The organism is Castellaniella sp. S9 (assembly GCF_027257175.1).
Classification (GTDB): Bacteria; Pseudomonadota; Gammaproteobacteria; order Burkholderiales; family Burkholderiaceae_B; genus Castellaniella.
In genome coordinates, this window is sequence record NZ_JAPFGD010000005.1 from 175,061 (window position 1) to 196,465 (window position 21,405).

Annotated in this window: 38 protein-coding genes and 1 tRNA gene; 18 read left to right on the forward strand and 21 right to left on the reverse strand. The window is 60.9% G+C overall.

The annotated features are described in order from the left end of the window. Positions 1-6: 6 nt before the first annotated feature. From OOZ48_RS09780 to OOZ48_RS09795, 4 genes are all read left to right on the forward strand, one after another. Positions 7-387 carry a DUF423 domain-containing protein gene (locus tag OOZ48_RS09780; RefSeq protein ID WP_269497708.1) on the forward strand — a complete coding sequence of 127 codons (381 nt, stop codon included), beginning with the start codon at positions 7-9 and terminating at the stop codon, positions 385-387. A 61-nt stretch (positions 388-448) separates the two neighbouring features. Next, the gene (locus OOZ48_RS09785; RefSeq protein ID WP_269497711.1) at positions 449-1,498 is read left to right on the forward strand and encodes an adenosine deaminase; all 1,050 of its coding nucleotides are present in this window, start codon (positions 449-451) and stop codon (positions 1,496-1,498) included. After that, on the forward strand, positions 1,495-2,085 hold the full coding sequence (locus tag OOZ48_RS09790; protein ID WP_269497714.1) for a DNA-3-methyladenine glycosylase: 591 nt from the start codon (positions 1,495-1,497) through the stop codon (positions 2,083-2,085). Before OOZ48_RS09785 ends, OOZ48_RS09790 begins: the two co-directional genes overlap by 4 nt. A gap of 64 nt (positions 2,086-2,149) precedes the next feature. After that, positions 2,150-2,226: transfer RNA gene (locus tag OOZ48_RS09795), tRNA-Arg, on the forward strand. Positions 2,227-2,277: 51 nt separating this feature from the next. On the opposite strand, the gene OOZ48_RS09800 is transcribed toward OOZ48_RS09795, so the two are convergent. The 11 genes from OOZ48_RS09800 to OOZ48_RS09850 form a co-directional block, all read right to left on the reverse strand. Continuing rightward, positions 2,278-3,462, reverse strand: a complete 1,185-nt coding sequence (locus OOZ48_RS09800; protein ID WP_269497717.1) for a tyrosine-type recombinase/integrase — start codon at positions 3,460-3,462, stop codon at positions 2,278-2,280. A 214-nt stretch (positions 3,463-3,676) separates the two neighbouring features. Next, positions 3,677-3,808, reverse strand: coding sequence for a hypothetical protein (locus OOZ48_RS09805; protein WP_269497720.1), 132 nt, complete (start codon positions 3,806-3,808; stop codon positions 3,677-3,679). After that, on the reverse strand, positions 3,805-4,620 hold the full coding sequence (locus OOZ48_RS09810; protein ID WP_269497722.1) for a hypothetical protein: 816 nt from the start codon (positions 4,618-4,620) through the stop codon (positions 3,805-3,807). The genes OOZ48_RS09805 and OOZ48_RS09810 overlap by 4 nt, the downstream gene beginning before the upstream one ends. After that, positions 4,604-4,804: a hypothetical protein gene (locus tag OOZ48_RS09815; RefSeq protein ID WP_269497725.1), complete on the reverse strand. Its 201-nt coding sequence runs from the start codon at positions 4,802-4,804 to the stop codon at positions 4,604-4,606. Before OOZ48_RS09815 ends, OOZ48_RS09810 begins: the two co-directional genes overlap by 17 nt. Then, positions 4,785-4,985, reverse strand: coding sequence for a hypothetical protein (locus OOZ48_RS09820; protein ID WP_269497728.1), 201 nt, complete (start codon positions 4,983-4,985; stop codon positions 4,785-4,787). Before OOZ48_RS09820 ends, OOZ48_RS09815 begins: the two co-directional genes overlap by 20 nt. Next, positions 4,982-5,197, reverse strand: a complete 216-nt coding sequence (locus tag OOZ48_RS09825) for a hypothetical protein (RefSeq protein ID WP_269497732.1) — start codon at positions 5,195-5,197, stop codon at positions 4,982-4,984. Before OOZ48_RS09825 ends, OOZ48_RS09820 begins: the two co-directional genes overlap by 4 nt. After that, positions 5,190-5,681, reverse strand: coding sequence for a hypothetical protein (locus OOZ48_RS09830; protein ID WP_269497735.1), 492 nt, complete (start codon positions 5,679-5,681; stop codon positions 5,190-5,192). Before OOZ48_RS09830 ends, OOZ48_RS09825 begins: the two co-directional genes overlap by 8 nt. Before the next feature lie 212 nt (positions 5,682-5,893). Beyond that, positions 5,894-6,238, reverse strand: coding sequence for a hypothetical protein (locus OOZ48_RS09835; RefSeq protein ID WP_269497738.1), 345 nt, complete (start codon positions 6,236-6,238; stop codon positions 5,894-5,896). Then, the gene (locus tag OOZ48_RS09840) at positions 6,235-6,531 is read right to left on the reverse strand and encodes a hypothetical protein (RefSeq protein WP_269497741.1); all 297 of its coding nucleotides are present in this window, start codon (positions 6,529-6,531) and stop codon (positions 6,235-6,237) included. The genes OOZ48_RS09835 and OOZ48_RS09840 overlap by 4 nt, the downstream gene beginning before the upstream one ends. Next, positions 6,528-6,746: a hypothetical protein gene (locus tag OOZ48_RS09845; protein ID WP_269497743.1), complete on the reverse strand. Its 219-nt coding sequence runs from the start codon at positions 6,744-6,746 to the stop codon at positions 6,528-6,530. The genes OOZ48_RS09840 and OOZ48_RS09845 overlap by 4 nt, the downstream gene beginning before the upstream one ends. Further along, a complete protein-coding gene (locus tag OOZ48_RS09850; protein WP_269497746.1) occupies positions 6,743-7,021 on the reverse strand; it encodes a hypothetical protein in 279 nt (92 codons plus the stop codon). Before OOZ48_RS09850 ends, OOZ48_RS09845 begins: the two co-directional genes overlap by 4 nt. 76 nt (positions 7,022-7,097) lie before the next feature. On the opposite strand from OOZ48_RS09850, the gene OOZ48_RS09855 reads away from it, so the two are divergent. Next, positions 7,098-7,433, forward strand: coding sequence for a hypothetical protein (locus OOZ48_RS09855; RefSeq protein ID WP_269497748.1), 336 nt, complete (start codon positions 7,098-7,100; stop codon positions 7,431-7,433). Positions 7,434-7,546: 113 nt separating this feature from the next. Here OOZ48_RS09855 and OOZ48_RS09860 read toward each other — a convergent pair whose 3' ends face one another. From OOZ48_RS09860 to OOZ48_RS09905, 10 genes are all read right to left on the reverse strand, one after another. Further along, positions 7,547-7,990 carry a hypothetical protein gene (locus OOZ48_RS09860; protein ID WP_269497751.1) on the reverse strand — a complete coding sequence of 148 codons (444 nt, stop codon included), beginning with the start codon at positions 7,988-7,990 and terminating at the stop codon, positions 7,547-7,549. Next, positions 7,990-8,289: a KTSC domain-containing protein gene (locus OOZ48_RS09865; protein ID WP_269497754.1), complete on the reverse strand. Its 300-nt coding sequence runs from the start codon at positions 8,287-8,289 to the stop codon at positions 7,990-7,992. Before OOZ48_RS09865 ends, OOZ48_RS09860 begins: the two co-directional genes overlap by 1 nt. A 91-nt stretch (positions 8,290-8,380) precedes the next feature. Next, positions 8,381-10,051: a YqaJ viral recombinase family protein gene (locus OOZ48_RS09870; protein WP_269497758.1), complete on the reverse strand. Its 1,671-nt coding sequence runs from the start codon at positions 10,049-10,051 to the stop codon at positions 8,381-8,383. After that, complete coding sequence (locus tag OOZ48_RS09875) at positions 10,048-10,869, reverse strand: hypothetical protein (protein ID WP_269497762.1); 822 nt, start codon at positions 10,867-10,869, stop codon at positions 10,048-10,050. Before OOZ48_RS09875 ends, OOZ48_RS09870 begins: the two co-directional genes overlap by 4 nt. Further along, positions 10,866-11,153: a hypothetical protein gene (locus OOZ48_RS09880; RefSeq protein ID WP_269497765.1), complete on the reverse strand. Its 288-nt coding sequence runs from the start codon at positions 11,151-11,153 to the stop codon at positions 10,866-10,868. The genes OOZ48_RS09875 and OOZ48_RS09880 overlap by 4 nt, the downstream gene beginning before the upstream one ends. Next, positions 11,150-11,443, reverse strand: a complete 294-nt coding sequence (locus tag OOZ48_RS09885) for a hypothetical protein (RefSeq protein ID WP_269497768.1) — start codon at positions 11,441-11,443, stop codon at positions 11,150-11,152. The genes OOZ48_RS09880 and OOZ48_RS09885 overlap by 4 nt, the downstream gene beginning before the upstream one ends. A gap of 1 nt (position 11,444) precedes the next feature. Then, positions 11,445-11,714 carry a hypothetical protein gene (locus tag OOZ48_RS09890; RefSeq protein WP_269497771.1) on the reverse strand — a complete coding sequence of 90 codons (270 nt, stop codon included), beginning with the start codon at positions 11,712-11,714 and terminating at the stop codon, positions 11,445-11,447. Positions 11,715-11,873: 159 nt separating this feature from the next. Continuing rightward, positions 11,874-12,458, reverse strand: coding sequence for a hypothetical protein (locus OOZ48_RS09895; protein ID WP_269497774.1), 585 nt, complete (start codon positions 12,456-12,458; stop codon positions 11,874-11,876). 102 nt (positions 12,459-12,560) lie between these two features. Next, positions 12,561-12,929 carry a hypothetical protein gene (locus tag OOZ48_RS09900; RefSeq protein ID WP_269497775.1) on the reverse strand — a complete coding sequence of 123 codons (369 nt, stop codon included), beginning with the start codon at positions 12,927-12,929 and terminating at the stop codon, positions 12,561-12,563. A 327-nt stretch (positions 12,930-13,256) separates the two neighbouring features. Beyond that, positions 13,257-13,514, reverse strand: a complete 258-nt coding sequence (locus OOZ48_RS09905) for a hypothetical protein (RefSeq protein ID WP_269497778.1) — start codon at positions 13,512-13,514, stop codon at positions 13,257-13,259. Positions 13,515-13,697: 183 nt separating this feature from the next. Between OOZ48_RS09905 and OOZ48_RS09910 the strand changes: the two genes are divergently transcribed. From OOZ48_RS09910 to OOZ48_RS09970, 13 genes are all read left to right on the forward strand, one after another. Continuing rightward, positions 13,698-14,066 carry a hypothetical protein gene (locus OOZ48_RS09910; RefSeq protein ID WP_269497781.1) on the forward strand — a complete coding sequence of 123 codons (369 nt, stop codon included), beginning with the start codon at positions 13,698-13,700 and terminating at the stop codon, positions 14,064-14,066. Then, entirely contained in the window at positions 14,066-14,497 is a 432-nt protein-coding gene (locus tag OOZ48_RS09915; protein ID WP_269497784.1) for a hypothetical protein, read from the forward strand. Before OOZ48_RS09910 ends, OOZ48_RS09915 begins: the two co-directional genes overlap by 1 nt. After that, positions 14,494-14,760: a hypothetical protein gene (locus OOZ48_RS09920; RefSeq protein ID WP_269497787.1), complete on the forward strand. Its 267-nt coding sequence runs from the start codon at positions 14,494-14,496 to the stop codon at positions 14,758-14,760. Before OOZ48_RS09915 ends, OOZ48_RS09920 begins: the two co-directional genes overlap by 4 nt. Continuing rightward, positions 14,760-15,233: a class I SAM-dependent methyltransferase gene (locus OOZ48_RS09925; protein WP_269498193.1), complete on the forward strand. Its 474-nt coding sequence runs from the start codon at positions 14,760-14,762 to the stop codon at positions 15,231-15,233. Before OOZ48_RS09920 ends, OOZ48_RS09925 begins: the two co-directional genes overlap by 1 nt. Then, a complete protein-coding gene (locus OOZ48_RS09930; protein ID WP_269497790.1) occupies positions 15,230-15,700 on the forward strand; it encodes a hypothetical protein in 471 nt (156 codons plus the stop codon). Before OOZ48_RS09925 ends, OOZ48_RS09930 begins: the two co-directional genes overlap by 4 nt. Next, entirely contained in the window at positions 15,693-16,493 is an 801-nt protein-coding gene (locus OOZ48_RS09935) for a hypothetical protein (RefSeq protein WP_269497793.1), read from the forward strand. Before OOZ48_RS09930 ends, OOZ48_RS09935 begins: the two co-directional genes overlap by 8 nt. Then, positions 16,490-16,819 (forward strand): hypothetical protein, encoded by a 330-nt coding sequence (locus tag OOZ48_RS09940; RefSeq protein ID WP_269497796.1) that lies wholly within the window; start codon positions 16,490-16,492, stop codon positions 16,817-16,819. Before OOZ48_RS09935 ends, OOZ48_RS09940 begins: the two co-directional genes overlap by 4 nt. Beyond that, positions 16,816-17,757, forward strand: a complete 942-nt coding sequence (locus tag OOZ48_RS09945) for a DnaB-like helicase C-terminal domain-containing protein (protein ID WP_269497799.1) — start codon at positions 16,816-16,818, stop codon at positions 17,755-17,757. Before OOZ48_RS09940 ends, OOZ48_RS09945 begins: the two co-directional genes overlap by 4 nt. Continuing rightward, entirely contained in the window at positions 17,754-18,317 is a 564-nt protein-coding gene (locus tag OOZ48_RS09950; RefSeq protein WP_269497802.1) for a hypothetical protein, read from the forward strand. Before OOZ48_RS09945 ends, OOZ48_RS09950 begins: the two co-directional genes overlap by 4 nt. Continuing rightward, positions 18,314-18,550: a hypothetical protein gene (locus tag OOZ48_RS09955; RefSeq protein WP_269497805.1), complete on the forward strand. Its 237-nt coding sequence runs from the start codon at positions 18,314-18,316 to the stop codon at positions 18,548-18,550. Before OOZ48_RS09950 ends, OOZ48_RS09955 begins: the two co-directional genes overlap by 4 nt. Beyond that, positions 18,547-18,990 (forward strand): hypothetical protein, encoded by a 444-nt coding sequence (locus tag OOZ48_RS09960; RefSeq protein WP_269497808.1) that lies wholly within the window; start codon positions 18,547-18,549, stop codon positions 18,988-18,990. The genes OOZ48_RS09955 and OOZ48_RS09960 overlap by 4 nt, the downstream gene beginning before the upstream one ends. Positions 18,991-19,331: 341 nt before the next feature. Continuing rightward, positions 19,332-19,946, forward strand: coding sequence for a terminase small subunit (locus tag OOZ48_RS09965; protein WP_269497811.1), 615 nt, complete (start codon positions 19,332-19,334; stop codon positions 19,944-19,946). Continuing rightward, on the forward strand, positions 19,849-21,375 hold the full coding sequence (locus OOZ48_RS09970) for a hypothetical protein (protein WP_269497814.1): 1,527 nt from the start codon (positions 19,849-19,851) through the stop codon (positions 21,373-21,375). Before OOZ48_RS09965 ends, OOZ48_RS09970 begins: the two co-directional genes overlap by 98 nt. The last annotated feature ends 30 nt before the right edge of the window (positions 21,376-21,405 follow it).

Below are 21,405 nucleotides of genomic sequence, written 5' to 3' on the forward strand. Positions count from 1 at the left end.
CCATTCGTGTCGATCCGGACCCTGATCATCACCGGCGCACTCCTCCTGGCGCTGGGCGTCGCGGCCGGCGCCTTCGGGGCGCACGGCCTCAAACGCCTCGTCTCCCCGGACCTGCTCGAGGTCTGGAAAACCGCCGTCCTGTACCAGGTGATCCACGGCCTGGGCCTGCTGCTGCTCGCAGCGCTGGCGCGCGCTCTGGATCCCGGCCTGGCGGCCTGGGCGGGCGGGCTGATGCTGGGCGGCGTCCTGGTGTTCAGCGGCAGCCTGTACATCCTGACCCTGTCGGGCATGCGCGCGCTGGGCGCGATCACGCCGGTGGGCGGCGTCCTCCTGATCGGCGCCTGGGTCCTTGTCGCGCTCGCGGCCTGGCGCGCCGGGCCCGGCTGAGCGCCGCCGCGGCCGGGCCAGGTGCCTATAATGATCGCAAAGGCCAGACACCGGATACCCCATGCCCACCGACCCCACCGAGGACCAGGCCGCCCTGCGCGGCTGGCTGCGCGCACTGCCCAAGGCCGAGCTGCACCTGCACATCGAAGGCACGCTCGAACCTGAAATGATGTTCGAGCTGGCCGCGCGCAACGGCGTGCGCCTGCCCTACGCCGACGTGCGGGCGGTACGCGAGGCCTATCAGTTCACGGACCTGCAGTCCTTCCTCGACTTGTACTATGCGGGCGCCGGCGTGCTGTGCACGCAGCAGGACTTCCACGACCTGGCGGCCGCCTACCTGACGCGGGCGCACGCCGACGGCGTCGTCCATGCGGAAATCATGTTCGACCCGCAGACGCATACCGCGCGCGGCATCCCGATCCAGACCGTGTTCGCGGGCCTGGCCTCGGCCCTGCGCGAGGCCCGCGACACCCTGGGCCTTACCAGTGTGCTGCTGCTGAGTTTCCTGCGCCACCTGTCCGAGGAGGATGCCCTGCGGACGCTGGAACAGGCCCTGCCGTTGCGCGAGACGTACGCCGACCTGTGGACCGGCATCGGTCTGGACTCCGGCGAGCGCGGCAATCCCCCCGAAAAATTCACCCGCGTCTATGCGCGCTGCGCCCAGTTGGGCTTCCGGCTGACGGCCCACGCGGGCGAGGAAGGGCCGCCCGAATACGTCCGCGGCGCCCTCGACGCGCTGGGCGTCGAGCGCATCGACCACGGCGTGCGCAGCGACGAGGATCCGGCGCTGCTCGCCGAACTGATCCGCCGCCGCATTCCGCTGACGGTGTGCCCCCTGTCCAACCTCAAGCTGCGGGTGGTCGACGACCTGAGCCGGCACAACCTGGCCCGGCTGCTGCGCGCAGGCGCCATGGTGACGCTGAACTCGGACGATCCCGCCTACTTCGGCGGCTACATCCTGGACAACTACATGGCCAGCGCCACCGCCCTGGACCTGGATCGCGACGAACTGGCGACACTGGCGGGCAACAGCCTCCAGGCCAGCTTCCTGCCGCTGGCGGACAAGGCCCGGCTGCTCGACCGCCTTGCACAGGCGGTGACGCAGCCATGAACATCGCAGCCGACGGCTTGCGGAAACTGCCCCGCGACTTCTACGATCGGGATGCGGTGATCCTGGCCCAGGCCCTCATCGGCAAGCTCCTGGTCCATCACGACGGCGACGACGCGCGCATCGGCCGCATCGTCGAGGTCGAGGCCTACCTGGGGCCGGGCGACCTGGCCGCCCACACCGCGCGCGGCCCCACGCCGCGCACGCGCGCCATGTTCGGCCCGCCCGGCCACGCCTACGTGTATCTGGTCTATGGCATGCACCACTGCATGAACGTGGTGGCGGGGCCCGAAGGCAGCGGCACGGCGGTGCTGCTGCGCGCCCTCGAGCCGGTCACGGCATTGCCCTGCGCCACCAACGGCCCGGGGCGCCTGTGCAAGGCGCTGGGCATCAGCCTGGCACACTACGGCCGGGATCTGTGCGGCGACAGCCTATACCTGGCCGACGACGGCCTGGGACATGGCTACGACATCGCGCGCAGCCCGCGCATCGGCGTGGACTACGCCGGCGAGTGGGCGGCCAAGCCGCTGCGCTTCTACGCCGACGGCCACCCTTGCGTCAGCCGCCAGCCCCGCCGGCGCGCGCGCTGACAGACGGCATCCCGATCACCCATATGACAGGGCAAAAAAAGCATGCTATAGTTACGCCTCTTTTGCGGCTGTAGCTCAGTTGGATAGAGTACTTGGCTACGAACCAAGGGGTCGTGGGTTCGAATCCTGCCAGCCGCGCCAGAAATTCACCAATGAAGTCAATTGGTTGGAGACCGCCTAAGGATCGCCCCCTTAGGCGGTTTTTCTTTGCCTGGGTGAATTTTGGGTAAACACCTTCATTTGGTGGCGGCGCATCAATGCCAACAGGTTGAGCGTTTCCCCCTGCTCACTTTCCCTCGATATCAACTCCAGAGCGTCGTAGATTTCTCGGATCTGGGCTACTGAATAGTGGCTCGTCATATCCTTTTTTGAGTGCCACAGGATATCGTCCTGGGTGCGCTCAGAAACCCCTGCATGGCGCAATCGCATACCCACTGTGTGTCGCAGGTCGTGGACATGCAGACCGTCCAGTCCAGCGTCCTTTCTGGCCCGCTGCCACGCTGTGTTGCTCATCCTGCTCACCGGCTGATGTTTGGGGACCGTCGTGCTGTCTGGCTTCGTCTTCCGGCACCACGTGAAAACACGATCCGAATGCCGACCGCGCTGAGATTCGATGATTTCCTGGGCAACGCTGTTGCAGACTACGATGCGTTCCTGTTTGCGCCCCTTCACGTGTCGGCGTGGCACCACGAACACCGATACCGTAAGCTCAGAGGATAGCTTCACGGGAACCTCCCAAGACCATTCCAGACTGCACGGTACGTCATCCCGCGTTCCGGTGTTCAGAACGAACAGCGCCATCCGCTGAAGGTGTTCCGGCAGGTGAGGCATGAGCCGCGCCTGCTCGGCCCAGGTAATTGGCCGCGGGGGACGCTGGTCATCCAGCTCGAGCAGATCGACCTTGGGGGCCGAGGCCAGCCAAGTCAAACCATTTGGTAGGCGCCAGGATGTGGCCGCCAGATTGCAGATCCGGTTCACGACCGTCAACGCATTGTTGATGGTCTTAGCCTTCATGCCCTGGGCCCTTCGTCTTTCGATGAAAGGCGCCAGGGTGTCATTGCTGATGTCTCGCAGTGTTAAAGAGCCGAGCATTTCCACCAAAGGCTTGAGCATGAACGCGTCGGTTGCGACCGATGGCATGCCCCGATCAAGTTTGTCCTGCAATAGCCGGATCGCCCCTTGCTCAAGGGTCATATCGATCCGGTCACCGTCTCGATAAACCGCGCGGATTGCAGCCTTCTGGCCGATCAGGTATTCGCTTGCCTGCGTGTAGCCATCGAAACCACGGCGGCGAATCCGCTGCCCGCAACACCTGGCGTCAACCGAGTAGCTGCCGTCCGGTTCCGGGTAGATGCCGGTTTGTTTTGAACGTCCCATATCTGTGTTCCTTTATCAGAGCTGGTGCGTTCGCTGCCGGCACTCAGTTTATACCGATCCCACGCGGCATCAAGGTCCGTTTTTTCGTAGACGATGGATGTCCCGGCCCGAACGCCCTTCCCCTCCAGCAGCGGTGCCATGTTCTGGGTGAAGAACTTTCGGCGCACCCCCAGATACTCCATGGCTTCCGCCGTGTTGAAGCACCGTTTCATGTTCACCTCCGTTCGTGATGCGTGAACCGCCGCCGATCCTCGCGCCGGGTCTCGACGTAATACTCAATCCACCGCGCAATCGCGTAGAAGCAAATGCCCAGCACCAGGCCCACCAAAAAGATGATTACGCTCATGATTGCCCCTTCGCTGCGCGGGCGTCCCCGACGACCAGCGGGACCATATAGGTGATGCCATCCGCGCGCTTTTCGAATGACCATCCCGTTTGACGCGCCGCTGCGAGAACAGATTTGAGTTCGTCGTGCTGCGCCTGGGCGGCAACAGGGGCGGTTGTATCTACGCGCGATACCATGTTTCTGTCGTCGCCGTCCTGCCAGCGCTCCATGATGGACACCGGCTCCTGTGCTACAGAGGCGGCGTCCCCGACGAACGATAGTAGATGCTGAGCGCAGCCGCGAATCGTCGAATACCACGGTTCCAGGTCTGCGACGCCTGCGACATACTCGGACGAGAGTGTGAGGATGTCTGTCCCTTCGGCGCACACCGTGACCGACCAGTTGCGCGTCATTTCGCATCCGACAGGAATGTCCGGCACCGGCCCCACGCTTGCGGCAGGCTGGCTATGGCGTTCGATGACGGTCTGATAGCACCCTGTTCCTATCAAATGTTCGTCACTCGGCACCTTCACCGGCTCGGCGGGTTGTGGGTCTTTGAGAAATTCATATACTGACCGCAACTGGTCGTCGGTTGGCTCGCTGGCGAAGTAGATTACGAGGCTTCGCTCATGTTCGGCGTCGCGCCCCACGCCGTTGACCTTCGGCCATGCCACCGGCTCACCCCTGCGCTTGCGGTCGGCTTCGACTGCGGCGCGGGCGTAATCCTGCATCTGCCCCACGTCGAACGCATCGCCCATTTCATCGGCGTATTCCCCGATCTGTCCGCACGGCTGCGGCAGCAGTGGCAGGGTGATTTCAGTCTTGGTTGTCATGATGGCCTTCCTCAATACGCACATGCCACATCCCTGTTTGCGCCGGTTTTCCGGTGGCGACCACGCTGCGGGCAAGCATGCGGGCTGGCAGGTTGTGGATTTCCTCGATTAAATTTTCCGGGCCGCGCCAGAACACGCCATCGCCCAGGATGTCGTTCTTCACTTCAACGATTACCGTTCGCATTGCTGCCTCCCTGTTCATGTGCGGGCTGGAATCGAGACGGCGACCAATCGCAATACGTGTCGGTTTCGGTGTGCCCGAAGATCGCTTTGCAGCGGCGGATGTGCACACAATCGCCGCACGTCTTGCCTGCTGGCAGGCGCATCTTGTCTGGGTCTGTGGTGTCGTAATTCAGGGTGGTCATGACCCCTCCTGTTCGAGTGCGGCATGCGCGACGACTTGCATGTTGTAGGCGTCCATATTCAGTGGGCTAGTGATGGGCCATTCCTTGATCGTCGTGAGCGCATCCCGCATCCGGTCGTAATCGGCCAGCAGGGCGCGCACTGTGTCAGGGTGGATCGATTGCACCCACCCGTCATCCAGCGCGGCCCGCAGGTCAGCATATTTGTCATCCATTGGATTCTCCTGATAGGGCGGCGCGGGCGACAGCAATAGCGCGATCCGTCACGTCGTTTCGATGGCTCGGCAAGTAGCCCTCCAGCGCCATAAGCGCTTGAGACAGCACAGCTCGCAAATGAGCAAGTTCCGCGCGTAGCTTCACCGTCTCGGCCTGGGACTCTTTCAGGATGTCGCCGTTGGTCCAGGCCATGTTGCGCAATCGCGCTATCTCTGCTGACTGGGCGTCGATCTTGGCTTGCAGGAAGTCGCGCTCGTATGCTTCTGCGGCGGCATCTACGCTGCCCTGATTGATGTGCTGGCCGTCTAGTGGATGGAGGGCTTGATCCATCCGTTGAGACATTTCCAACTGTGCTTTTTCTTGCTGGCAGACCCGGCAAATAGCAGGGCCGCCGCATCGCGCCCGAACCCCGTCTGGCCTTGGCTTTACGTGTCCGTGCCCAGCGAGTGCTTGCAGTGCCAGCTTCTGTGTGTTGATGGTCATGCGACCTCCATTTCATTCACGCGGCACCGCCTGGCTGTTTCTACGAGCCAGCGAGCCAAATCGGGGGGGGTAGTGCCGCTTTCTTGGTCATAGGTGATCAGGCTCACAAGCTCGTTATGAGATATCGGTGGCTGCATTTGTCTATTCCTCGTCCTGGCCTGGAATGGGGTAGTCGCGAAATGGCTTCTGGCGCTTCTGGCGAGATTTCTTGCTCATGATTTCCCCTCGATGCGCTTCATAAGTTCGGTCACGCGGTCCTGGTTGCGATCCTCGCGCAACAGATCAGCGGCTTGCTTCGCCTGCTCGGCCAGTGCCTGGATGTCCGCTGGTACGTTGTCCTCGCCGCCGTCGGCCATCCGCACATCACGCGCCCGGCACACAGCCCGCACCAGATCGGCCAGAGCCTCGGAAAATTCGCGGGCGCGCCGGTTCTCGCGTTGGACCTCGCGGCCCAGAAGGAAAACGTCGGACTTCATCCGCTCGATTTCGTCGGCGGACGGCGGGCAAGTGCAGGCCTTCGGCCAGTGGCGCCAGCAGACGTCGGCGAACAGGCTCATGACTTCCCTCCAGCCCGGGCCAGGGCCGCGCCCGACACATCCATCACGCGCCCCCATTCGGCACCTGTGCGGTCCTCGCTGTGGGGCGGGCATTTGGACAGATACGCGCGCATGGATTTCAGCGCCTCACAGGCCTGGGCCGCCGCCTCAAGCGCCTCGCGCGCATTGGCAGCGGTGTATGCATCTATCAGATCAGTGATCTGGTTGGTCGCGTCGTCGGATGAAATATCTCTGTGCCAAACGCTCAGCGTGATTTCCGCTATGTCTTCGAGTGGATAAGCTTCGGTGCTCATTGGACTTCTCCATCAGCATGGGACGGGAAACATTCGCCCGCCTCGCTCATCTTGTGCGCCGCATGTTGGCCGGTGCGCTTTTCCTGTTTGATTGCCTTGCAGGACTTCGAGCAGAACCGCGCCCAGCCGCGCTTGCGGTCGGCAGTGCGGGCGATGAACGGATCGCCGCAGTTCGCGCATTTGTATGTGGCTGTGGTGCCGCGTTGGGTGCTCATGTCCGCTCCCTGGCTGCAAGCATGGCGTCGGCCAGTCCATAGGCTTCCTCGGCAACCTGGGACACCGTGCAATTGACGATCTCCCAGCCGCATCGGTCGCTTCGCTGGAACGGGCCTCCGGGATTCGCGCACAGACCCTGCAGCGCCTTGGATGCGAAGTAATCCCGGACGCTGATCCCGGCTCCATACACGCCGTTGTCAGGGCCTTTCGTGGGGAATGCGGGCCCGCCGTCTCGTGGTGCGCTCGGCTTGGATTCGATGGGGTATTCGCTCATCTCAATCTCCAATATTTCGCTCTCTTAATTAACTAAGTTTGTTAAGCAAACAAGTTCTTTAAATAAGGATTTCCGCTTGGCTTTCATCAAGATCCCCCACCCTGGTTTTGGCCCAAATATGAGCGATCATGGATGTGCGTTTAACCACATTAGGAGCGCTGATATGGAGAAAGACTTTGACCCTCGGGCTTGGGGCGAAATGGGAAGGGTGCTGGCAGAAGGATGGGCTTGCATCGCGCAGATCAAGAAGGATGACGGCGGGTATCGGGTCCGGGCCGTCGCAGGCAACGGGGCAGTGATGGAGTCGCCCCACTTGTTTGCGTCTGTTGCTGAGGCCAGAAGCCACGCCCCTGCACTTTGCGAGCAACTGATTCGTGCTGAGCGGGCAAGGGATGGCTATCCGGAGGCCTGATGCGATGGTGTGTGGTGATCCTTTCATGTCTATGCTCTGAAATAGGTGGGCAGGCGCGGCAGCGGGTTGTGAGGGAGGAGACCGGTGCCGCCGCGCCCTTGATGCCCGTTGATCTAAGCCGTGGCGCCGAAGTCCAGCTCCGGCTGCGGCTCGATGCGGATATCGACTTCGTCGGCGACAAATTCCGACAGCTGCGCCACTTCGTCGCCGGTCGGTTGGACGCTGGTACCAAAGATCATTTCGACTTTGTGGTCATCCTTCGGCTTGAGGCTGAACTTGCCGACCTCGACGCTGCCGTATCGGCGTCCCAGCACCGTCAGATCGCAATTCATGACCGTATTGGTGAATTCGATTGGCTTGATGGCGGTGTTCTTGACGGCACCGATGTCCGTGTAGAGGACGCTGCGCAAGTCGCTATCGAAGAAGTCGAACATGGTCGACGGAGCCGTGCACTGGAACTTGATGTCCACGGCTAGGATCTTGTCCTCTTCTGGGCCTTCTTTGCGGATGTTCAGATGGCGGATCACAGCGGGGCCGCAGTAGGTGAATTTGTCCATTACGCAATCTCGTCTGCCTTGGCCGCATACAGCTCCGTCACGTTTTCGTACGGAAACTGATCAGGGCAGCGTTTGATGAACTTGCCAAAGTGCGAACCCTTCGATTGGGCGGCTTTGAAGGCCTCGAATTGTTCGGCGGTAAAGTTGGCGTAGTGGTAGACGCTGCTTACGCCGCGCCGGTTCTTGGGAAACCGAATGGCAAGCGTGTTGGTTGCTGGGTCGTGGCCGATAGCGGCAACTTGCGAGGACTCGACCGAGTCCATGACAATGATCGGCTTGGCAATGATGTTGGTGTCCATTTCCATCTCCTGGTATTTGGTATTGCGGTCTCTGCCAGCTGTCACGCCTGGATCATCGGCGGCGTCCCCTCTCCCCCGGGGGGGGCAGGTTCTACGCTGCTGCTGTCTGGTGGACGGCTTCGATGTGCTGGATAAGGGCCGCGCAGATCCGATCGAAATCACTTTCCCGATAGAGCTTTGCGGCCTTATGGGTGGCCGAGTGAGTGATGCCCAATTCAGCCAGTCCGGCAGCCGTCAGGCCGATAGGAGCCAAGCGGGTGTTGATCGCACCGAGCGACAAGGTGGCTGGCTCATCGGGCTGAGGCGAAGGCTGGCGCGGTAGGCCGTTCCCCTCATAGGCGACCACGCCATGCGCACCATGCAGCGGTGTTGGCTGCGCGACTTGCTGTGGTGTCGCTTGAAGCTGCTGTTCAGCCTTGGCTTGTTCTTCTTTCCGGATCCGTTCGCGATCTGCTTCCAGGCGCGCAGCCTCCTGGGCCTTATGTTGCTCGACCCGGCCGGACACCGTCACCTCGAAGTGCTTGGGGGCCATCGTCACCAGATCGTCAAGATCGCGGAACAGGCCTCGGTACTCCTCGGGCACGTTCTCGGCAAACCAATCGAGCATGGCGCGGATGTCGGTGGCCAGTTGATTGGCCTCGACTTTGCCGTTTGCCAGCGCGGTGGCAGCGGCGTCTCGGATGCTCGACAGCGTTTTCAGGCCCTTGATGGCGGTGCCGAAATCGGGCATGGCGACGGCCAGCTTGACCTCGGGGATGATCTTTTGCAGGCTGGCGACATGAGCCGTCATGTCCTGGCGGGCTTGGACGACAATCTCGGTGCGGATGGCTTCCTTGCGAGCCTTGACCAACTTTTCGCTGGCCAGGCGCGTCTGGCGAGCCAGTTCCTTCAGGTCGGCCACAGTACGGCGCATCTTCTCGACGTTGGTCAGGCTGGCCAACGCGGAATCCTCGGCGGCTGCCAGCCGATCCTCGGCTTCCTTCAACCGCTTGCAGGCGGCTTCCGTGTCGGCGAACTCCTGGTCGGTTTCGGGCTTCTTGGGGATGCGATCGACGAAAGCGCGCAGAGCCACGCCGAACAGATCCAGGTTGGACGACACTGACAACGACCCCGACACCTGAGCAAACACGGCCGGCAGAGCCTCCTGGGCCTGAGCGGTGACCGGATCGGCAGCGGGTTCGTGCGCGTAGTTGGCCAGGTCCTCATCAAACTGGCGCCAGCCATCCACGATCCGGCGTTGATACTCGAGCTCGGGGTAGACGTCCATCATGACCATGTTGACCTCGGTCCCGTCCGACACGACGAACTTCACCTTGGCGGCGCCAGTCACGAGCAGCTGCTGCTGGGTCTGCGGCTTGTGCTCTTCGGGCAGCACGCCGGCGCGCACCGATTCGGCCAACTCCTCATTCCACTGCTTGTGCTCGAAGACGGTGTCGCCGAGCATCGTCAGACCATCGCAGGAGGCCGACAGGTTGCCGCCGACGTCCTCATTCGAGCATGTGGCCGGGTACAGATCCTCGCCGATCATGCGTTCGACAATCGGGCGCGCCAGGGCCTCCACCTCATGGCCGTAGTCCAGGATGTAGCGCTGGACCCAGTCGCTGAATTCCTGCGGCAGGCCGGTGGCCTTCATGCGCAGCAGCTCGGAGCGCTTGACCTTCGTCGACACGCCCAGCATTGCGGCGGCTTCGCTGGCGCCATGGCGGTTCAGGCGGAACTCCAGCCATCCCGGGCTGCCCTGGATCAGGTTGTGAATTTTCACTGTGCTTGCTCCTTTTCAGCGCGTTCCATTTCGGCCACGAACGGGTCCTTCGCCTGGGCGGTAGCAGGGCCAAAGGCGGGCCTTTCCAAGTCATGGATGGCGCGCTTCTGGTCCTCGGTCAGCGTGTACTTGCTGCTGACCATGCTGATGATCCGTTCGCCCGTGGCCTTGCCGGCCTCGATGGCATCGCGCCAAGCGTCCAGATTTTCCTTGAGCTGGGATTCGGTGTAGTCGGGTAGGGCGGCGGGAGCGCTGGCCGCTGGCTGAGCGACCTGTTCGGCCGCGCCCATGTCACGCTCCTGAGCTGCGTCCATGAGTTCTTCTGTGACTGGAATGCCCTTGAGCACGTCGGTGAAGACGTCGCGCAGCGCGAAGGCGCGCGCCCGCATCTGGCGCATGCGCTTGGGGTATTGAGCCCAAGGTCCCGATTTGCCCGCCAGGCCTGCCGTCTTCGCATCGCTCATGCTGAACGTGCTGACATGCTCTTCATCGCCGCGGCGCTTGACGCGGCAGGTCGCCGTTTCGCCGTCATCCGATTCGCGCACGTACTCGCACAGCGGCGAGCTGCGCACCAGGGCCAGCACGGCGTCACCCCAGAGCGATGGGCGGCCATTGATCACGGCGATGTTCTGCATGGCCTGCATCGGCTGCAGACCCAACTCCATGCCCCACTGGATGGCGACCAGGATGTTGCCCGGGTTACGGGCGAAGTCCTTCGGCACGATGGTCGACTCGGACAGGATCTCGGCAAAGCGCATGGCCTCGTCGAGTGATTGCGGCGTCAGGCTGAAACGTTCGCCAGTGGTCAGTTCGTTCATGCGTATGCTCCCCATTCGGAAAATGATTGAATCTCGGCGTCCTGCCGCTCGCGCTCCTTGGCCGCGATGATTTCCTGCTCGATGACGTTGCGGTCTTCGCTCAGCATCCGGCGCTCGAGCCATGGCGCCCGCCTGCCGCGGCCATCCAGGACCTCGAACTCGACCTCGGTGTAGCCGTAGCAGTCGTCCGGGCTGTCAGCCCAGTAGCCCATCGCCGGCTGGTGAAAATAGCGGGTGACGCGCACCCTGCAGGGGATCCCCTGGATGTGGGCGGCGAGGATCATGATTCGCCTCCCGCGGCTTTATTGATCGCTGCGCCGGACAAATCCATCACGCGCCCCCATTCGGTGCCGGTGATGTCCTCGCCGTGGGGCGGGCACTTGGACAGGTAGGCGCGGGCGAGCTTCAGGGCTTCCAGCAGCCCAGGCGCGGCCGCGATCCTGCGGCCAATGTCGATGTCCAGCCCCGCCGCATGGGGCGGGATCTCGCAAATGATGAGGCCGTCGGCGACCACGCGGACGGGGCGCACGGAGTCGTCCAGGTGCCAGGGGCCCGGCGTGTGATTGGATTCCATGTCAGGCTCCCGGAGTGATGTTGGCCGCGGCCGCCCAGACCGCGAGCAGCACAACGCCGTAGGCCGCAGGCAACCAGCGCAGCGACGGCACCGGCTCGGGCGCACTGGGCGTGGCCGGCACTTTCGGTGCGCGCCAGGCCTTCGCGGCTTCGCGCCGAGCTGCGGCGGGGTACGCGTAGATTTCGGCGGGGGTGTCGAGCTTGGCCGCTGTGGCCCGGACGTACCCCGGGTGCAGGGCCCGGCGGCGGGCGAGTGTGAGGCGTGGGTTCATGGTGGTCTCCCTGTCTCGGTGGACTGCCTCGTTTGGTGAGGCGATGGGAGAATTACACATCATGTGTGATCGAAGGTCAAGAAAAATCACACATGATGTGTGATTAAATTGTAACTTGACCTGATTACAGCTGGATGTTGCCCCGAAGTGGGGCTCTGATCACGGCCTGTAAAGCAGGCTTTTTAGCCCCCGCTCGGGCTTGGCAGGAACCCGCGGCAGATTGGCGTCTGGTGCGCCTCGGCTCGCTGCAGAGCTGATCTCGCCGCAAGCCGCACCGATTCGATTCAGGCTATACGTCAGCCCAGACAATGAAAAAATTTCTGTCGAAATGTATTCCCCGCTCGATCTGGATATTTTGAACCTAACAGTGTTCCCCGCCCGCATGGCGTCTATCAAGGCGCTGTACCGATCTGTGGCGTTCAGATATATGATGCCGAACTCGTCACCCATGGTTCCCTTAGTCATACCCAGCAGGTAAAAGATACCGCCAGAATCGATCCGCGCGTCTATCTGCACAGACTGCATTTCCAGATCGCGATCAAGCGGGGCGTCGTAAGGAAATATGAACGACAAATTGGTGCCACATGACTCGGGGGCCATATCGATGGCCAAGCCCGTGGTTGTGTGCGTGGCGACTGAGAACGCCCGAAGCACCAGATCTTTCCCTTTGCCCAGGGCATAGCTGGACCAACTCCCGCGCCTTTCCTTCCCTATCATATCCTCTGTTATCACTTGGCTGTGCACGTGACTCGTCGCAGCAAGAAGAGCGGCCGTCACCAACAGTCTGCATACACCTTTCACTTTTTATTACCTCCATTCCAAAAAAAACCATCCGACCAGATCAACTTAAGATGATCTTTTGATCGCGCTTTTGGAACCTTGGGCCCGACTGATGTCGTTGAGTGCTGCCCTTATGCTGTGCGCAACATAGCCCAAATCGGCTTCCGACAGAGCGGTTATTTCTTCCTTCCTCACCCATTTATCGAACGGCCACTGATCCGTTTGCAGCGGCTGTTGGCCGTACATGATCCAGGCTGCCGGGATTCCAAAAACCACTTCGGCCTGCACGGCACCCTCAAAGCTGATCCCTCGAGCCTTCCAGTTCGTGACCCGATTGTCGGCAACGTTCATCTTGGCGGCCACTTTGGACGTCACCGCTTCCCCTGGATATCGATCCTCAATGGCGGCGAAGAGGCGGGCCGTCGTCTTATGCATTTTCTCCATGCGGTGATGTTGCCTCGACCACACGCGATGTTGTTTCACATGATGTGTTGACCGGTTATCACACATGGTGTGTAATATTGGCATGGATGACGATCGCACGCTAATTCTCAACTATGGGGGGCCGGCAAAGCTGGCCCGAATGCTCGGTTATGGGCGCTGGGGAACAAACCGGGTCTCCAACTGGATGACGCGAGGCATTCCCGCGCACGTGAAAGTCGCCCACCCAGAGATATTTCTTGCTGGTGCACCACTGGCCCCCACCCAAGAACCCACCACCCCCGAGCCCCAGCCTGCGGAGGCCGGCAATGTCTGACCCATCTATTCCCTCTCGGCTTCGCGAATCAGTCCGTTCATGGAGTCGGCGATTGCTGCGCGCAGTTCTTCCGAGAATGGCCCGTCGTCTAGCTGAGAAAGAGCAGACTCGGCAGCAGTACGAAATGTGGAAGAAAGAGATTGACGCTGCTCTGCAGATAGACCTGACACGATGGCCCCGAGCGCGGCCTGATGCGCCATCGCCACGCCAAGATTCTTGATAGTGAGCGCGCGAATGCTTGCCAGTAAGTCCTTTTCGGTCATGCCCGACTCCCTTCCCAAGTGGTTGTTGTGTCGCAACTTCGATCATACGGGGAAGGAGCCTGGCGCCAATACCCTCGACCGGGACGAAAGGGTTCCGGTCGGGCCGCTGGATGTGTGAGGTGTTCATGCAAAAAATTTTGCGCCTAAACACCTCTCAACCGCTCTCAACAAGGTTGCGAAGTGATGAGTAACCAGATCTCCATCCCCGTCGACGTGACCTCACAAGAGGTATCCCGCGAGAAGTCATTGGGCGGCGCCATCGGTCTGTGCGCCAAGGCCGCAGGCTTCGACGTGGACAAGGAAGTGTCCATCCCCATGGGCGTGAACAAGGCCCAGTTCTCGCGCTGGCGTTCTGGCGGCGAGGGCATCAAGTGGGAGAAGCTCTGCACGCTCATGGATGCCTGTGGCAACGATGCGCCCTTGCTCTGGATGCTGCACAACCGGGGTTATGACCTGAGTTCCCTGCGCAAACGGGAAACCGAGGTTGAGCGTCAGAACCGGGAACTGCGCGAGGAAGTCGCCGCGCTGCGCCGTGTGCTTGGGAGGTCATAATGGAACGCAAAGTCATCCCCCTCACCAATCCGCGTGCCCGCGAATATGCCGCGAAGCTGGTAGCGACTGCTCCCGATGGCTGGGTCGCACGGATCACCCCGCCTCCCAGGACCGGCGCTCAGAACGCCGGTACGCATGTCCTGTACGAAATCATCGCCCAGGCACTGCCCGAGGACGACGCAGCTGGGTGGAAGCGGTACTGCAAGCTGCATTTCGGCGTTGGAATCCTGCGCGCCGAGGATGAGCAGTTCCGCGACGTTTACGACAAGTCGATCAAGCCCCTGCCCTACGTGACCAAACTCGCCGTGATGGCGTATTTCCCGGTCACGTCGCTGATGGACAAAGGACAGATCGGCCGCTACATCGATGCCATGCGGGAGCATTTCGAGCCGCTGGGCGTCATTCTCGAACTGGATGGGGTGGCCGCGTGAACATCAAAGCCGGCGATCTCGTGATGGTGGTCAAACCCGCACCGTGCTGCGGCTATTCGGGCAACCTAGGCTTAGTGTTCACCGTTGCAAGGACGCTCAGCGCAATAGGGGACTGCTGCCTGTGCGGAAAAAGCACTGCCATCCCGGTCGACATTGTGAAGTCGCCTGGCGATTTCATGCTCGCGTCGACGCTGAAGAAAATCGACCCGCCAGCTGACGGCGACAGCCTTCCGACGCGCAAGGACCTGGAGGTGCCGGCATGATGGATATGCCCGTCCTCGATCCCTGCTGTGGCGGCCGCATGATGTGGTTCGACAGCCAGGACCAACGCGCCTTGTTTGGCGACATCCGCAGCGAAGAACACACGCTCTGCGACGGCAGGGCCTTCAACATCACGCCCGACCTGAACATGGATTTTCGGGACATGCCGTTCCCGGACAAATCGTTCCGTCTGGTGGTGTTCGATCCCCCGCACCTGCGTGTGGCCGGACAGACATCCTGGCTTCGCGCTAAATACGGAATCCTGAGCGACGACTGGCGCGACGACCTGCGCCAGGGCTTCGCTGAATGTTTTCGCGTGCTGAAACCGGAGGGCGTGCTGATTCTCAAGTGGTCAGCGATCCAGATTCCTGTATCGCAGATCCTGGCCCTGACGCCCCACAAGCCACTGTTTGGGCACAAGTCCGGCAAGCGCGAAAAGACGCACTGGCTGACATTTATGAAGGGGGCCGCATGACCTTCAACTCCACCCTCAAGCCCGGCAAGCCCCTGCAGCGCAACCGCGAGAAGAAAGGAAAGGGTCTGGCGCAGCGCATCGCCGAATCGCTTGGCCGCGCCATCAAGCACGCTCGCGGTGAATCGGGCTTGCTGCGCAGCGAAGCGCACCGCCGCAATGTGGCTGCATTGGGCTGCCTGATTACAGGACGGCCAGCCCAGGCATGTCACGCGAACTTCGGCAAGGGCATGGGCCTGAAGGTCTGCGACTCCCTGTGCTTTCCGCTGTGCCCGGAGCTGCACCGCGAGCACGACCAAGGCGGCGGCATGACCCGCCTGGAGCGCATCAAGCGCGAATGGGAATACGTGGATCGCACTCGAGCGCTGCTGATCCGGCGCAACCAGTGGCCGGCTGAGGTCGAGGCCGCCTATCAGATCGCCATCGTGCCGCTGGCGCGGGTGGTCCACGGGGAGGCAGCCCATGCGTGACTACGGAAAAATCCACACATCGTTCTGGTCGAGCAAAACAATTGGGATGCTCTCAGACGACGGGAAGATGCTCGCCCTGTACCTTCTGACCAGCCCTCACAGCACCATATCGGGTGTTTTTCGACTGCCTGATGGGTACGTTTGCGAGGACATGGGATGGTCCTCGGAAAGGGTTAGTAAAGGGTTTGATGAACTGTTAGGCAAGGGTTTCGCTAACCGTTGCGAAACCACAAAATGGGTCTATATCTGCAAGCATTTTGAGTGGAACAAGCCAGAAAATCCAAATCAACGTAAAGCAGCCAAGAAAATCGCCCTAAGTGTGCCGGACGAATGTGGATGGAAGCCAATATTCATGCGGGATTGGCGTGATTTTCTGGAAATTTCCGACGAAGAATATTCAAGCAGTTCGGAAACCGTTCCGGAACCCTTCCTTAACCAGGAACAGGAACAGGAACAGGAACAGGATATAAGCGCGGAGCAAAAGCCCCTTGCGCTGGTCCCGGAAATTCCACCAGCACCGGAACCTGATCCCGTTGCTGAACTGCCGTTGAACACCGGCCCAGATCATCGGGTCATGCCCGACGACGTTGCGGCCTGGGCACAGGCATTCCCGGCCGTGGACATCGAAGCCGAGTTGAAGCGAATGTCCGTCTGGCTGACCGCAAACCCTCGGAAGCGCAAGACCGCCCGGGGCATCAATGCGTTCATCGTCTCGTGGTTGACCCGACAGCAGGACAAGCCGCGCCAGGGGAACCAGGGCGGTGCCACCGACCAGTACGGAGTCCCGCTGTGAGAGGCCACGAAGCCATCACGCGCCTTCGTCTGGCGAACATCCTGCCCAGCGAGGTGTTCGTATTCGTCCTCGCGGACCGAGACCCGGCGACAGGCATTGCCGATCCCGAAGATTCGATTGCCAACGGCTTTTTCCCCGAGGTCGAAATCGGCCCATCCGAGGTCGTGGGACTGCTGGACCTGCGGTTCCTCCGTGGCGTCCGTGTCCACGTCATCGGCGAGACAGAGGCCAGGGTCCGTGCTGTCGCCCGACGCGCCACACATTTTCACCCCTCGACTGTCGTCGCCTGCTGGGGTGACACACCCATAATTTGGAGCAAAAAATGAGTGTCATTTTCTCATCCGACGACGCGGATTTTGCGGAGTACTACGCCGATGCGGAGCCCGCGGCGAGGGTGCATTCCGCATCCACCTGGGCCGACCAGCTCGCCTCCCTGTCCGATAATCCGCTGCAAATCAAGGGCGCGAAACTGCCCTGGTCCAGGACCCATGATCACATCCGCTTTCGGCCCGGCGAGACAACAGGCTGGGTCGGCATCAACGGATCCGGAAAGTCCCAGCTGCTGGGAAATGTTGTGCTTGGGTTCGCGGCCCAGCAAGAGCGGTCCTGCATCGCCAGTTTCGAAATGACGCCCCTGAACACGCTGGCCAGGATGCGGCGGCAGGCGGCGATGTGCGAGGCGCCGGCAAGATCCTTCACAGATCGATTCATGCGGCTTCTGGACGGAAAAATGTGGCTCTACGACCAGCAGGGGCAGGTCGAACCCAAAATGCTGTACGCCGTCATCCGGTACTGCGCCCGAGTCCTGAAAATCCAACACATGGTGGTCGACAGTCTGATGAAATGCGTTCGTGGCGAGGACGATCGGAACGGGGAAAAAGATTTCGTCGGCATGCTGTGCACGCTGGCCAGAGACGAGAACATCCACATCCACGTCGTGCACCACGTGCGCAAAGGCGACAACGAGGACAAGCCGCCCACAAAATGGGACGTGAAGGGTTCGGGGACCATCGTGGACCAGCTCGATCAGCTCATGATCGTCTGGCGCAACAAAGCCAAGGAGCGCGCCATAGCGGCGGCTGCGGCTACGGGCAAACAGCTGGACGACGAAGTGCGCGACAAACCCGACGCGATGCTCTGCTGCGAGAAAAACCGCAACGGCGAGTGGGAGGGGCGCATCCCGCTCTGGTATCACCGAGAGAGCCTGCAATACACCGGAGATTCCCGCTGCAAGCCGCTGAACTTTCTCGGGAGCCTGGAATGAGCCTCGATGACCTCGCATTCCCTCCTGTGGCCAGCGAAATGCTGCAAGTCACTGCCAGCATGATCCGGGCCTCAAATCTGGACGCAAAACCGGAAGCTCATGACCGGAACCTATTGGCCCTCGATCTGGGCACGCACACCGGCTGGGCCGTGCGTCGGCGGGACGGCACGATCATCCACGGGACCGAATCTTTCAGCCCGCGCAAGTCGTGGGGGCCAGGCCAAAGGTGGAAGCGGTATCGGTCCTGGCTGGCGCAAATCATCGATCGCGAACAGGTCCACGCGATCACCTACGAGTTGGTCCACCGGCACCTCGGCACCGAAGCCGCCCACGCCTACGGCGCATTCCAGGCGCTCACGGAAATGTCCGCCGAGGGACGCAACATCGAACTGCTGCCCGTGGGCGTCGGGGTCATCAAGCGGCACTGGACAGGCAAAGGCAATGCCGACAAGGCCGCGATGATCGCTGAAGCCAAGCGCCGCGGCTTTCGGCCGGACTCAGATAACGCGGCTGACGCGCTGGCAATTCTGCATTGGGCAATCGAACAGGAGAGCGAATGATGGAAATTCCGAACGAGAAGGTTTATCTGCATCCGGAGTCCGGCGACGGAAAGAGACTGGCGATGGTAGTGGTATTGCTGAGAGGCGGGGGTGTCACTCAAGTCGGGGTGTTGACTTCCGAGGGAGAGAGCATCGATTCGGTTGCGAAAAGAATTTCCTCGTGCATTGATGAGGCGAGGCTCGATGCCGTCCAGGTCATGTCGCGGGCCGAATTCAAAAAGATGGCCGGATGAAAATCTCCGACCTTGATCCAGCATTCATCGCCCGCCTGGAAAACTGGGGCATGTATTACCGCGACCAGTACCGGCCTGCGGAATCAGCGACATACAGAGTCTGCAAAGAACTCGCAGCCGCGCAGGGCCAGGGCTGGAAAGACGGCTATAGGGAATCTAACCCCAGACCAGAAATTAACGTTGATGACGCGATGATCATGGAGCGGCATTGGTGCATGTGCGCGTACCGCGTGAGCGTGCAGGACCGTGCTCTGATTCGGGCGTACTGGGCCGAGAATGCAGACCCGCGCCGTGTTTGCTCCGCGCTGAAGATCAGATTCCTGTCATGGGAGTCTCTGTTGTGCGAGGCTGTGGAGAGATTCCGCCAGGCTGTTGATATTCTGGAATATCGGGGTAAAATAGGACCAAGACAAACTGAGGCCGCCCTACGGGGTGAGTAGAAAGCCCTTCGGCGGACGGCGCGCGCACAAAATAAGCGTGAGTCGGAACAGCAAGCCCCTTGCGAGTAATCGCCGGGGGCTTTTTGCTTTTCCGGCCCCACGTGGGCGCGGCTTAAGTCCTGTCGAGTAGGTGGCAGGCCGCCCGGGTTGATCGCCGGGCGATAGATTATGCGGTACCGGCAGGCTGGTCAGATTGGATCCTGGGGTCTGCAAACAAAAAGCCTTTGACCTGGTGGCGCCAGGTTGCCGCAGCCAGTTGTCTCCTCCCGATGCTTCGGCATCGTTTCGCGCCCCGCTGAGTCCTTGGATTCGCGGGGCGCTTCTATTTCTGGAATATCACAATGGCGCTCACTGCAAAACAGCGCCGCTTCGTGGAAGAGTATCTGATAGACCTCAATGCCACGCAAGCGGCAGTCAGGGCGGGGTACTCGAAGAAGACCGCAGCATCCATCGGCGAAGAGAACCTGAGAAAACCTGAGATTTCTAAGGCAGTTCAGGCGGCCCAGGCAGAGCGCTCTAAGCGCACCGAGATTACGCAAGACATGGTGCTCAAGGAGCTGGCTAAGATTGGCTTTGCCGACATTCGTAAGGTGGTCCGCTGGGGCAATACCGAAATCCGCTTGAATGACGGCGCTGATGAGGGGCTGGTCGAGATCTATCATGGCCTTGCTCTTACCGCCGCGGACGAGATCGATGACGACACGGCCGCAGCGATCGCTGAAATATCTCAAGGCAAGGAAGGTCTGAAGGTCAAGTTCCACGACAAAAAGGGCGCGCTGGTTGATATTGGCCGGCACCTCGGAATGTTCAAGGATCGCATCGAGCACACCGGCGCCGCAGGGGGCCCGATCAAGACAAATGCAACTATCGAACTATCTGACGCAGCTGAGCGCGCTCTTGCAGAGCTTGCCAAAGCAGCAGCAGGCGTCAGCGATGCGCCGCCTGTGCAGGACTGATCTGTTCTACCTGCTGCGGTTTGGCCTGTCGCGCCCCGATGTACAGCGTCAGTGGTTGTTTGACCGTTGCCAGGAGATACAGACCGCCCCCGACAGCATGCTCGACCTTTGGAGCCGCGAACACTACAAGTCAACAATCATCACCTACGCAAAGACCATTCAGGATATTTTGGCCAGTCATGGTGGTGATCCGCTTCCACAGTGGGGCGGGCAGGAACTGACGTTCGGCATATTTAGCCACACGCGGCCGATCGCAAAGGGTTTCCTGCGGCAGATCAAGCGGGAGTTCGAGACGAACGATTTCCTGCGTGACCTCTTTCCCGATGTGATTTGGGCGAGACCCGAGGTCGAGGCGCCGAAATGGTCCGAGGATGGTGGCATTGTGCTCAAGCGCAAGAGCAACCCGAAAGAGGCCACCGTGGAGGCGTGGGGGCTGGTTGATGGGCAGCCGACATCGAAGCACTTCAACGGCCTGGTTTATGACGACATCGTGACGCTCGAGTCCGTTACCACGCCGGAAATGATCCAGAAGACCACAGCGGCCTTGGAGACCTCATACAACCTCGGGACCGATGGCGGCTTTCGGCGGTTTATTGGTACCAGGTATCACTACAACGACACGTACAAAACGCTGATCGAGCGTAAAACTGTGACCCCACGGATCCGGCTGGCCACTCATGACGGCACACTCGACGGCACGCCAGCGCTTTGGAGCCGCAGTCAGCTGGCTGACAAACGACGCGACATGGGCCCCTACACGTTTTCCTGTCAAATCATGCAAAACCCCAAAGGCGACGAAACACAGGGCTTCAAGGATGAATGGCTGCGCTATCACGACGGCGCAAATCGATCCAAGATGAATGTCTATCTGTTGGTCGACGCGGCCAACGGCAAGCGCAAGCATAACGATTACACCGCCATATGGGCCCTGGGTCTCGGCGTGGATCGCAAGCGGTATGTGCTGGACATCGTGCGTGACAGGCTGAACCTGACGGAGCGCGGCGCAAAGGTGATGAAGATGCATCGCAAATGGAAGCCGCTGCAAACCCGCTATGAAGAATACGGTCTGCAAGCCGACATCCAGCACCTGAAAACCTTGATGGCCCAGGAAACGTACACGTTCGAGATTACGAAGGTGGCTGGGCGCACGGCCAAAAGCGACAGGATCAAGCGTTTGATCCCGCTATTCGAACAGGGCGACATTCTGTTGCCTCGGCAACTCACCTACACAGACTACGAAGGGCGCACACAGGATCTCGTCAATGTGTTCGTGGAACAGGAATATAAGGCGTTCCCGGTCCCGTTGCATGATGACATGCTGGATGCACTGGCACGGATTGAAGAGCCCGGGCTGGACCTGGTGTGGCCGAAAGAAGAAGAGCCTGAGCCCGAAGTGGCCGAGCTCGCCAGTGGTGGATTTTGGGGTTGATGATGGCAAGCAAAGATCACGACACGCTAT

Bases quoted from the DNA above. Each gene is read 5' to 3' on its own strand.
- OOZ48_RS09865 (WP_269497754.1), bottom strand. From the start codon at position 8,289: ATGGACACCAACATCATTGCCAAGCCGATCATTGTCATGGACTCGGTC.
- OOZ48_RS09925 (WP_269498193.1), top strand. From the start codon at position 14,760: ATGGATATGCCCGTCCTCGATCCCTGCTGTGGCGGCCGCATGATGTGG.
- OOZ48_RS09890 (WP_269497771.1), bottom strand. From the start codon at position 11,714: ATGAACCCACGCCTCACACTCGCCCGCCGCCGGGCCCTGCACCCGGGG.
- OOZ48_RS09885 (WP_269497768.1), bottom strand. From the start codon at position 11,443: ATGGAATCCAATCACACGCCGGGCCCCTGGCACCTGGACGACTCCGTG.
- OOZ48_RS09955 (WP_269497805.1), top strand. From the start codon at position 18,314: ATGATGGAAATTCCGAACGAGAAGGTTTATCTGCATCCGGAGTCCGGC.
- OOZ48_RS09970 (WP_269497814.1), top strand. From the start codon at position 19,849: ATGCAACTATCGAACTATCTGACGCAGCTGAGCGCGCTCTTGCAGAGC.
- OOZ48_RS09960 (WP_269497808.1), top strand. From the start codon at position 18,547: ATGAAAATCTCCGACCTTGATCCAGCATTCATCGCCCGCCTGGAAAAC.
- OOZ48_RS09935 (WP_269497793.1), top strand. From the start codon at position 15,693: ATGCGTGACTACGGAAAAATCCACACATCGTTCTGGTCGAGCAAAACA.
- OOZ48_RS09810 (WP_269497722.1), bottom strand. From the start codon at position 4,620: ATGACAACCAAGACTGAAATCACCCTGCCACTGCTGCCGCAGCCGTGC.
- OOZ48_RS09820 (WP_269497728.1), bottom strand. From the start codon at position 4,985: ATGACCACCCTGAATTACGACACCACAGACCCAGACAAGATGCGCCTG.
- OOZ48_RS09965 (WP_269497811.1), top strand. From the start codon at position 19,332: ATGGCGCTCACTGCAAAACAGCGCCGCTTCGTGGAAGAGTATCTGATA.
- OOZ48_RS09840 (WP_269497741.1), bottom strand. From the start codon at position 6,531: ATGAGCACCGAAGCTTATCCACTCGAAGACATAGCGGAAATCACGCTG.
- OOZ48_RS09950 (WP_269497802.1), top strand. From the start codon at position 17,754: ATGAGCCTCGATGACCTCGCATTCCCTCCTGTGGCCAGCGAAATGCTG.
- OOZ48_RS09845 (WP_269497743.1), bottom strand. From the start codon at position 6,746: ATGAGCACCCAACGCGGCACCACAGCCACATACAAATGCGCGAACTGC.
- OOZ48_RS09860 (WP_269497751.1), bottom strand. From the start codon at position 7,990: ATGGACAAATTCACCTACTGCGGCCCCGCTGTGATCCGCCATCTGAAC.
- OOZ48_RS09850 (WP_269497746.1), bottom strand. From the start codon at position 7,021: ATGAGCGAATACCCCATCGAATCCAAGCCGAGCGCACCACGAGACGGC.
- OOZ48_RS09785 (WP_269497711.1), top strand. From the start codon at position 449: ATGCCCACCGACCCCACCGAGGACCAGGCCGCCCTGCGCGGCTGGCTG.
- OOZ48_RS09945 (WP_269497799.1), top strand. From the start codon at position 16,816: ATGAGTGTCATTTTCTCATCCGACGACGCGGATTTTGCGGAGTACTAC.
- OOZ48_RS09790 (WP_269497714.1), top strand. From the start codon at position 1,495: ATGAACATCGCAGCCGACGGCTTGCGGAAACTGCCCCGCGACTTCTAC.
- OOZ48_RS09830 (WP_269497735.1), bottom strand. From the start codon at position 5,681: ATGACCATCAACACACAGAAGCTGGCACTGCAAGCACTCGCTGGGCAC.
- OOZ48_RS09805 (WP_269497720.1), bottom strand. From the start codon at position 3,808: ATGAGCGTAATCATCTTTTTGGTGGGCCTGGTGCTGGGCATTTGCTTC.
- OOZ48_RS09915 (WP_269497784.1), top strand. From the start codon at position 14,066: ATGGAACGCAAAGTCATCCCCCTCACCAATCCGCGTGCCCGCGAATAT.
- OOZ48_RS09880 (WP_269497765.1), bottom strand. From the start codon at position 11,153: ATGATCCTCGCCGCCCACATCCAGGGGATCCCCTGCAGGGTGCGCGTC.
- OOZ48_RS09910 (WP_269497781.1), top strand. From the start codon at position 13,698: ATGAGTAACCAGATCTCCATCCCCGTCGACGTGACCTCACAAGAGGTA.
- OOZ48_RS09875 (WP_269497762.1), bottom strand. From the start codon at position 10,869: ATGAACGAACTGACCACTGGCGAACGTTTCAGCCTGACGCCGCAATCA.
- OOZ48_RS09900 (WP_269497775.1), bottom strand. From the start codon at position 12,929: ATGCATAAGACGACGGCCCGCCTCTTCGCCGCCATTGAGGATCGATAT.
- OOZ48_RS09815 (WP_269497725.1), bottom strand. From the start codon at position 4,804: ATGCGAACGGTAATCGTTGAAGTGAAGAACGACATCCTGGGCGATGGC.
- OOZ48_RS09800 (WP_269497717.1), bottom strand. From the start codon at position 3,462: ATGGGACGTTCAAAACAAACCGGCATCTACCCGGAACCGGACGGCAGC.
- OOZ48_RS09905 (WP_269497778.1), bottom strand. From the start codon at position 13,514: ATGACCGAAAAGGACTTACTGGCAAGCATTCGCGCGCTCACTATCAAG.
- OOZ48_RS09835 (WP_269497738.1), bottom strand. From the start codon at position 6,238: ATGAGCCTGTTCGCCGACGTCTGCTGGCGCCACTGGCCGAAGGCCTGC.
- OOZ48_RS09930 (WP_269497790.1), top strand. From the start codon at position 15,230: ATGACCTTCAACTCCACCCTCAAGCCCGGCAAGCCCCTGCAGCGCAAC.
- OOZ48_RS09825 (WP_269497732.1), bottom strand. From the start codon at position 5,197: ATGGATGACAAATATGCTGACCTGCGGGCCGCGCTGGATGACGGGTGG.